The sequence below is a fragment of the Sphingomonas sp. 28-62-20 genome (assembly GCF_002281505.1).
This window is the reverse complement of record NZ_NCGH01000010.1, coordinates 166,042-174,997: the sequence shown is the minus strand read 5'-3', so window position 1 is coordinate 174,997 and position 8,956 is coordinate 166,042. Positions and strand designations below refer to the sequence as shown.

The following is an 8,956-nucleotide window of genomic DNA, read 5'->3' as shown; positions in this document are numbered from 1 at the left end:
AAGCCATCGGTCGCATCCTCAACCTCTACTCACCACAGGAATGCGCCAATTATTTCGCCGCATGCGGATACGATGCAGCATGATCGAAAATCGCTCTAAACCTCGATACGGCCGTGAAAATGATGGAGGCCCTGGCCAGCCAACTCGAAGAGTTGGATAAGGGATTTCTCCGCGAGTTGGTCGATGCTTTCGCGGTTATCGCTGAGGAATATAGTGGTGAAGCGCAAAAGGTCGTTCGCAACATAGCGCATGCCTTCTACCTTGAAGAGGCATTGGCGGCCGATGACCCGGTGCGGCTGGCAGAGTTGGAGGCGTTGCGCGACGCGAGGGACTGACCGCAGGGGATGCGGACGTGGGGCGATGTAAAAGTCGCCTTAACGCAGGGCCGATGCCTTTCGATTGACGACGATTGATCAAGATTTTTCAATGATATGCGGGCGCCCGTTCATGCCCCGCGCCGCATCATCCCCATGATCGCCTTCAGGCTCGGCCGAGCGCCTGCCGCCAGCAGGTTTGCGCGGAAGACGCGGCCCAGCAGGATCACTTCGGCGACGATGAACGCGACCAGCACTGCGCCCGATCCGATGACTTCCCAGGTCGGTATTCCCGAGCCGAGCCGCCCCAGCACCGCGAACGGGGTGTAGAGCGGGATCCAGGTCATCGCCTCGACCAGCACGCCGCCCTTGCCCGACAGGATCGACTGCAGCAGCAGCGTGAAGGGGAGCATGATCACCATGATGACCGGGGTCAGATATCCCTGCGCATCGCGCATCGATTCGCTCATTACGCCGATCACCAGGAAGATCATCGACACCATCAGATAGCCGGCGACGAAGAAGAAGATGATCGTGGCGATGCTTTCGATCGAGGAGACAGGCTCGAGCGCGGGCTTGATCAGCTCGGCGATGTCGCCCTGCGTCGCATAGGCCGCGAACAGGCCGCACGCGACCCAGGTCACCACCATCGCCAGGCCAATGCCGACGGTGCCGATCAGCTTGCCGTACATCAGCTCATTGGGAGTGATGCAGGCGAGCACGGTCTCGATCAGCTTGTTGCTGCGCTCCTCGATCGCGCCTTGCAGCATCCAGCTGCCCGACAGCAGCAGCGACATCATCAGGATATAAGCGCTGGCGAGCGGCAGGATCGATCGGATGATCACCCGCTCGCGCCCGCTGCCTTCTGGCGGGGTGGTGACGCTGATTGCAGGGGCAATAACGCTGGCAGAAGTAGCGGTGCCGACAGCGACGCCGTTCGATTGCAGGAAACGTGTGCGCAACTCGCCCGTCAGCACGCCCTGCAGCGCGGTGACGAAGGACGCGCGCGGCTGGCCATTTGCCCAGAGCCGCACGACGGGCGAGCTGCCGAATTCGGGTGGGATCAGCAGGACGTAATCGATCGGCTTGCGCCCCGATTTGTCGGCGGGGCGGAGCAGCGGTTCAAGCTGCTGGTCGATCGTCGCTGGCGGGGCTTTCGCGACTTCCAGCGGGGTGGGGACGATCTTGTAACCGGGCTCGGGCGCTTCGTACTTCTTGGCATCCTCGGGCGCGATTTTGGCGATGCTGGCGCGGGCCGCCTTCAGCCCGCCCGCCGCCACAAAAGCCTGCACATCGCCATCGCCGAACCAGCGCGCGTCGCGAGTCCAGACGGCATTGGGGGCCGCGCGTTGCAGGTCATGGCGTTTCACATAGCGTGCCAGATCGATCAGCACGGCACGCTGCTCATTGGTGTCGATTTGGTGACGGATCGCCTTGGCAACACTGCCACCGCTCTGGTCGATCAACATCACCGTTTCAGTGTTCGACCGGCCAGTGAAGCGCGACGTCAACGGCCCAAGCGCGAGCGCGGCGGGCAGGATCAACAGGGTCAGCCAGAAGCTGCGCGTGGCGGCGATCTGGCGGAACTCGCGCGCTGCGACGAGCATGATGTGTTGGATCATGGCCGTGCCTCCGCGCCGCCGACAATATGGAGAAAGACGTCATGCATGCTCGCGCGCTGCTGTTCGAAGCGGCGGAGCGCAAAGCCCTGCGCGGTGCACTGCTGCAACAGATCGCCGGGATCGCCACCGGGGGTCAGCCGGACGTCCCAGACACGCCAGCCATCAGCGGCGGCGGAGGCGGCAGGCCCCTTGTCCTCGGCGCTTTCAACCCCGGCGAGTGTCGCGGGCGAGTGCTGCGCGACCAGCGTCAGCCGGACCGGCAAAGTGTCGCGCGCGCCGTCCTGCGTGCCCTCAAACTGCTTGCGACCATGCGCCAGGAACAGCAGCCGGTCGCACAGTCGCTCGGCATGCTGCATCACGTGCGTAGAAAAAACCACTGCCGCGCCACCCTTTGCAGCATCAATGATCTCGTCCTCCAGCAAGCCCTGATTGACGGGGTCGAGCCCGGAAAAGGGTTCGTCCAGGATCAGCAAATCGGGCCTGTTGACGATCGCGGTGGCGAGCTGGACCTTTTGCGCCATGCCCTTGGAGAGCTTGTCGACGGTGGTCTTGGCAAACGCCCCCAGCCCGAACCGGTCGAGCAGCACCAGCCCCTCCCGCCGCGCATCGGCGGTGGCCATGCCCTTCAGGCGTCCGAAATAGACGATCGTCTCGATCGCGGTCATCGTTCGGTACAGCCCGCGTTCTTCGGGAAGAAAGCCCAGCCGTGCGCTCGCGCCGCGGCCCGGTGGCTTGCCGAGTACCGCGATGCTGCCCTGATCGGGCCGCAGGATATCGAGCACCATGCGCAGCGACGTGGTCTTGCCCGCGCCATTGCCGCCCAGAAAGCCGAACACCTCGCCCGGTGCTACGGCAAAGCTTAGGTCGTTGACCGCCGTAAAGTCGCCAAACCGCTTGACGACGGCGTCCAACCGAAGCGCATCCATCGCAATTCCCCCCGTTTCACAAGGCGCTTAGCGTGGTGCCATAGCGATGCGCAACAGTAATCGATTGGGGCGCGATTACGCTGACCAACGGTGCGGGAATGGCACCAATTTGGGACCTGACCAGCACCTGCTGTTGCGATTGGCCGACCTTAGTTCGGCCTTATCGCGTCTGTCCGGGCACGGGGGCAAGGGCGGACGCACGGTTGGTGCGCTTGCCGTCCATTTCGATCGGAAGCGTTGGCAATGTGGTTTGGCGCCCGTCCGGCAGGGTCACTGGCTCCAGTCCGCCCGACGCCAAGAGGTGCGGGTCATCAAACAAATCCTCCGGCCGTGCAATTGGAGCGAAGGGGATGCCGGTTCCTTCAAGCCGCGCAATCACTTCGGCTCGGGTGAGGCTGCCAATCAGCGCGCGAATTTCCGGCAGGATGCGCTCGCGTTGCAAGACGCGGTCGTTATTGCGCCGTAGGGTTGCGTCGGCCCGCAGGCTGTCTAGCGCGAACAAGGCGCAGAATCGTTGCCAAAGCGGGTCGGAGACGACGCCAATGAAGACGGGGTCGTCCTTGGTTTCGAAGACGTCGTAAATTGCCCAGGCGGAGATGCGCGCGGGCATTGGCGCGGCGGCGTGGCCTGTCACTGCCATTTGGGCCATGTGCTGCCCCACGAGGTAGACCGTGGTCTCGAACAGCGATGCCTGCACCTTTTGTCCGCGCCCGGTGCGGTGGCGTTCCTCGATCGCGGCCAGGATCGCGACGACGCCGAACATGCCGCCGGTCACATCAATCACGCTTGATCCAGCGCGTAAGGGTCGACCGGGTGGTCCGGTCATATAGGCCAGCCCGCCCATCATCTGCGCAACTTCGTCAAGCGCGGTGCGGTCCTCATAGGGGCCGGGCAGAAAGCCCTTTAGCGAGCAATAGACGAGCCGTGGATTGATCGCCGCCAGCGCCGCATAGCCCAGTCCCAGCCGGTCGAGTGCGCCGGGGCGGAAATTCTCGATCAGGATATCCGCCTCTGCGGCGAGCGCCATGGCCGCGGCGAGCCCCTCGGGCGATTTCAGATCAGCGGCGATTGATCCCTTGTGACGATTATACATCGGAAAATAGCCCGATCCCGAACCAATGAGGTTCCTGGTTGGGTCGCCGCCATGCGGCTCGACCCGCGTCACCTCAGCACCCAGCGCTGCAAATATCGATCCGGCTGCTGGGCCCATTACCATATGGGTAAATTCTACAACCTTCAGTCCGGCCAGCGGCGTCGCATGGGTCATGCGATGCGCCCTTGTAGGCCGATCGGTAGGCCCGCATCAGGGGTGAAGCCATAAAGCGGCTCGCCCGGTAGCGCCTCGGCCAGGATCGCACGAACCGTCATGAGCTTGTCGAGATCAATCCCCGTCTCATAGCCCATTGCCTGCAGCATGAAGGCGAGATCCTCCGTCACGATATTGCCCGATGCGCCGGGCGCATAGGGGCAACCGCCAAGCCCGCCAAGTGACGAATCGAGCGTGGTAATCCCTTCCTCGAGTCCGGCCAGCGCATTGGCAAGGCCAAGCCCGCGCGTATTGTGGAGGTGTAAGGTGGTGAGTTTGTCGGCTCCCACGGCGGCGCGCACCTTGCGGACAAGCCGCTTGACCTGCGCAGGGTCAGCATAGCCGGTAGTGTCGCTGAGGCTTAGTTCCATCGCCCCCGCCGCGACTGATGCTTCGGCGAGCCGCACGACCTGATCCTCACTGACGGCGCCTTCGATCGTGCAGCCGAACGCGGTTGAAAGCCCGACCGCGAAATGGACACCCGCTGCCTGGGCGATCCCAGCGACCGCGCGGATTTCCTCAATCATCTGGGCGTGATCCTTGCGGACGTTGCGCCTGGAATGGGTCTCTGACATCGAAAAGGGGATCGACATACCGTGCACGCCTGCCTCTATCGCCCGCGCGGCTCCCTTGGCATTGGGCACCAGCGCGACCACGTTCAATCCCGGCAGCGTGCGCGCAAACGCCACCAATTCTGCCGTATCGGCCATTTGCGGCAGCAGCGAGGGAGGCACGAAGCTGCCAACCTCAATCTCGCGCACCCCCGCCTCGGCCTCGGCCTTGATCCAGGCTTTTTTGGCGGCGAGCGGCATCACCCGGTCGATCGATTGCAGACCGTCGCGCGGGCCGACTTCGGAAATGAGGATGCGGGTCATGCGCTGGGTTCCAGATAGATCCATGGCCGGGCGGCCTGATCGGCAATGAGAAAGGCGTCGATGGCGGCCCGGTGCTTTAGCGTCAGGTCGATTGCGTCGAGCCCTTCAGCCAGCATCGCCTTGGCCTCGGCATCGATTTCGAATGGGGCGGTCACCGCATTGGACGTCACCGTTTGGGCGAGCAGATCGATGGCCACCATGTCGCCCAACTGTGCGATCAACCCCGCGTCGAGTACCACCGGAATGATGCCGTTACGCACGCAATTGCTCTGGAAGATCGGCGCATAGCTGGGCGCGATCACGGCCCGCATACCATAATCATGCAACGCCCAGACGGCATGCTCACGGCTTGATCCGCAGCCGAAATTGTCGCCGCCAAGCAGGATGGGCGCATGGGCATAACGGGGCTGGTTGAGTATGAAATCGGGGTCCGGCGTGCGGCCCTCAAGATAGCGCCAGCCGGCGAACAAGCCGTCGGCCAATCCGGTCTTGCCAACGCCCTTGATCTCCCGGCTGGGGATGATCGCATCGGTATCGATGTTGGCGCGGATCAACGGCGCGGCGATTCCCGAGACATGGGGGACGGGCGGGGAGGCGGTCACGCGGTCACCCTGGCGCGTGCCATGCGGGGATCAGCGAGCGCCCCCGCAATCGCGCTGGCAGCGACGGTTTCGGGGCTGGCGATGTGGGTGCGGACGCCCGGGCCCTGACGCCCTTCAAAATTGCGGTTGGTCGATGAAATCACGCGGGTGCCCGGCGCAAAGCCTGGCCCGCCAGCATAGAAACACATGGCACAGCCCGAGAGGTGCCATTCGAATCCGGCATCGGTAAAGATCCGGTCGATCCCCTCGGCCTCGGCTGCGCGGCGGACCGCCATTGATCCGGGCACGACGATGGCGCGCACGCCCGGCGCCACGTGCTGGCCGCGCACGATGTCGGCGGCGCGGCGCAGGTCCGATAGCCGGGCGTTGGTGCAACTGCCGATGAACGCCACATCAATGAGCTGGCCTGCTAGCGGCTGGCCCGGCGCCAAGCCAATATAATCAAGCGCCTGCGCATATCCCTGTGGGGTCAGGGCGGCGGCGGCTTGATCGGGGACGGACGCGCTGATCGCTGCAGCGCTTTGCGGGGAGGTGCCCCAGGTCACCATTGGCTCGATCGTTGCCGCATCGATGCTAATCTCGCGATCAAATGTCGCGCCGACGTCGCTATGAAGCGTGCGCCATGTGTCAGCGGCTTGCGCCCACACGGCTCCCATCGGCGCAAAACGCCGACCTTTTAGATAGTCGAACACCATGTCATCGGGCGCGATGAAGCCAGTCATCGCGGCGAATTCGGTGGCCATATTGCACAGCGTCTGGCGCCCATCGAGGTCCAGCGCGGTAACCGCCTCACCGGCAAACTCAACAGCATAGCCTTTGCCGCCACCTGCGCCGTAGCGGGCGAGGAGGGTGAGGATCATGTCCTTCGCCGTCACCCCCGGCTGCAGCGTGCCGGTAAATGACACGCGCATCGTCTTGGGCCGCGCCATGCGCAGCGTGCCCGTCGCCATCGCATGTTCGGCCTCGGTCGAGCCGATGCCCCAGGCGAGCGCGCCGAAAGCGCCTTGGGTGCAGGTGTGGCTATCGGGGCAGACGAGCGTTGCGCCCGGCAGCACAATCCCGAGTTCGGGCGAGATGACATGGACGATGCCTTGGTCGGGGTCATCGACATCGAACAGCCGAATACCCGCCGCCGCCGTTTCCTCGCGGGTCGCGTCCAGAAAAGCATCACCGCTGGGGACCAACGTGCCCGTCCGCCCCGGCAGCGTATCGACAATATGGTCGGTCACCGCGAACACGCGGGCGGGATCGCGCACAGTCCGCCCTGCCGCCGCCAGCGATTTTAGCGCGACCGATCCGGTGCGTTCGTGGAGGAACACCCGGTCGATCGCGATCAGATCGTCGTCAGGCCCCAGTGATGTGACGATATGCGCGTCCCAGAGCTTTGCGAATAAAGTTCGTGCCTCAGCCAGCAGCGGCCTCCATCTCGGCTTCCAGCGCCCGCCAGTCGCGCGTTACCAATGTTTCCTGGATAGCGGTGCGCGTCTCCAGTTCGCCATTGCGGATCCAGTGCCAGGTCCGGCAGCGGCTTTTGCCATGGTCAGCGATCTGGATCATTTCATACAGATAGAGCGATGGATCGCCAGTGCGCTGCCAATAAAGCATCACCGCGCGGTGATGCTCATCCTCGCCCACTTCCCAGGCAGAACCGATGATCAGCTCATTGTCCCACCAGACGCGCTTGTCGTGATAGGCGGCGGGAAAATCGCGGATTTCGGTGCGGCCATCGGGCCACGTGTAATGGTTGGTCTGGTGATAAGGCGTTTCGGCATTATCGTCGAGGAAACGGCAGAACAGCCGCGATGTGTGCTCGTCGATCTTTTCGCCGGCGGCATTGTAATAGGTATAGGTGCCGTCCCACACGCCCTCATGGCGGGCGAGGACTGGCATGTCTTCACGAATTCCCATCAGCTTTCTCCTTCGTGCGATCGCAATGCGACAAGATAACGCCGGGCGGCCGTCGCCCGGATCAGCGCACGATGGTCGCGCGCCAGCTTATCGGCGTTGATGTCGGTCAAATCAAAGGCCCGCGCATGGGCCGCGTCGGCCGCGTACCAGGGATCAAACAAGTGCCGCGCGCGAACGATTGCCCAGGCACGCGTTAGATAGCTGCCGAAGCGGTCGGGCGTGAGATCGGGGAAGAGCAGGTCTGGCGCGCCGTCCGGGACGGCAGGAAGAATGACGTGACTTGCGCTAAGCGCTTCGGCGGCACCATCGATCACGGCCTGCCATGCGCCCCAGTTTTCCGGCGGCTGGCCAGGCCAGCATGCCGACAGACCATGGCCAGGCAAATCGATCACCGCACCTTGCCCAGGGTCGATCAAATCGGCGGCGCTGCCAGGTGGATGGAGAGTGAGCGGGCCGCCTCTATGGCCGCGCCAATGGATCAGGCCATCAAAGGCGTCGGTGACGACCTGCAAAAACCCCTCATCTTCGGCATCGTCGATAGGCGGGGCGCTGCCGTTCGCATGCTGGCGAAGGAAGGCGAGGCTGTCGGCTTGATGATCGGCAGGGGTGGCCACTTTGTGCGCTGACCATCCTTGGGGCATCGGCCCCAATCGATCGATATGCGGCTGGAGCGGATCGCCGTCATAGGCCGTGATCAGCACGGGCGGTGTCACTGCATCGACCGACGGAATATCGCGCGGCGCGCGCAGCACTGCGCCATAGCCGGCGCGATAGGCGGCGCCGGAATCAAGCATCTCACGCACTGCTGCATCAACGCGTACGACATCGGCATGGGCGACCGACAACCGCGCTTCCGGCCGAACATCGAACCAGGGGAAGAACCAGCTTTGTTCGAGCATCCGGTTCCACAACCAGGTGAGGTGTTCGCCATAAGCGCTAGGCTCGAACGCCGGCAGATAATGCTCGCCGAACAGCGCCATCTCCTCGGGCGTCCAGATCGCATAGCCGCCAACGGCAAGGCAGCTGAACCGCTCGGGATGCCGCTTTAGCGCGCTAACCAGGATGATCCCGCCTGAATGAAAGCCATAGGCCGCCACACGCGCCAGCCCCAGCGCGACGATCAGCTCGACGATGGCATCGGCAAAATCATCGATGCTTGGTTTATCGCCCGCCAGCGGATCGGACTGGCCGAATCCCGGTGTGTCGGGCGCAATACAGGTGAAGTGCGCCCCCCATTCGCGCATCAACGCTTCATATTCAGCCGAAGAGCGAGGGCTTTGGTGGACCATCAACAGCGTTGGTCCCGCCCCGCAGCGGCGAAAATGCACGCGGCGGCCACTGATATCGACGAAGTGACGACTAATCTGCATTGCGCTTAAGTTGTCCGGACAAATCCTGCTGGA

At 63.6% G+C, this 8,956-nt stretch carries 9 protein-coding genes; 1 reads left to right on the top strand and 8 read right to left on the bottom strand.

The window, feature by feature from the left end:
- Positions 1-119: 119 nt before the first annotated feature.
- Positions 120-335: a hypothetical protein gene (locus B7Y43_RS10340; protein ID WP_374131563.1), complete on the top strand. Its 216-nt coding sequence runs from the start codon at positions 120-122 to the stop codon at positions 333-335.
- A gap of 110 nt (positions 336-445) precedes the next feature.
- On the opposite strand, the gene B7Y43_RS10335 is transcribed toward B7Y43_RS10340, so the two are convergent.
- The 8 genes from B7Y43_RS10335 to B7Y43_RS10300 form a co-directional block, all read right to left on the bottom strand.
- On the bottom strand, positions 446-1,936 hold the full coding sequence (locus B7Y43_RS10335) for an ABC transporter permease (RefSeq protein ID WP_374131562.1): 1,491 nt from the start codon (positions 1,934-1,936) through the stop codon (positions 446-448).
- A complete protein-coding gene (locus B7Y43_RS10330) occupies positions 1,933-2,862 on the bottom strand; it encodes an ABC transporter ATP-binding protein (RefSeq protein WP_374131561.1) in 930 nt (309 codons plus the stop codon). Before B7Y43_RS10330 ends, B7Y43_RS10335 begins: the two co-directional genes overlap by 4 nt.
- Positions 2,863-3,022: 160 nt before the next feature.
- Positions 3,023-4,129 (bottom strand): CaiB/BaiF CoA-transferase family protein, encoded by a 1,107-nt coding sequence (locus B7Y43_RS10325; RefSeq protein WP_374131560.1) that lies wholly within the window; start codon positions 4,127-4,129, stop codon positions 3,023-3,025.
- Positions 4,126-5,043, bottom strand: a complete 918-nt coding sequence (locus B7Y43_RS10320) for a hydroxymethylglutaryl-CoA lyase (protein WP_374131559.1) — start codon at positions 5,041-5,043, stop codon at positions 4,126-4,128. Before B7Y43_RS10320 ends, B7Y43_RS10325 begins: the two co-directional genes overlap by 4 nt.
- The gene (gene leuD / locus B7Y43_RS10315) at positions 5,040-5,645 is read right to left on the bottom strand and encodes a 3-isopropylmalate dehydratase small subunit (RefSeq protein WP_374131558.1); all 606 of its coding nucleotides are present in this window, start codon (positions 5,643-5,645) and stop codon (positions 5,040-5,042) included. The genes B7Y43_RS10320 and leuD overlap by 4 nt, the downstream gene beginning before the upstream one ends.
- Positions 5,642-7,057: a 3-isopropylmalate dehydratase large subunit gene (locus B7Y43_RS10310; protein WP_374131572.1), complete on the bottom strand. Its 1,416-nt coding sequence runs from the start codon at positions 7,055-7,057 to the stop codon at positions 5,642-5,644. The genes leuD and B7Y43_RS10310 overlap by 4 nt, the downstream gene beginning before the upstream one ends.
- Positions 7,050-7,553, bottom strand: a complete 504-nt coding sequence (locus B7Y43_RS10305; protein ID WP_374131557.1) for a DUF3598 domain-containing protein — start codon at positions 7,551-7,553, stop codon at positions 7,050-7,052. Before B7Y43_RS10305 ends, B7Y43_RS10310 begins: the two co-directional genes overlap by 8 nt.
- Positions 7,553-8,923, bottom strand: a complete 1,371-nt coding sequence (locus B7Y43_RS10300) for an alpha/beta hydrolase (protein ID WP_374131556.1) — start codon at positions 8,921-8,923, stop codon at positions 7,553-7,555. The genes B7Y43_RS10305 and B7Y43_RS10300 overlap by 1 nt, the downstream gene beginning before the upstream one ends.
- Positions 8,924-8,956 lie beyond the last annotated feature (33 nt).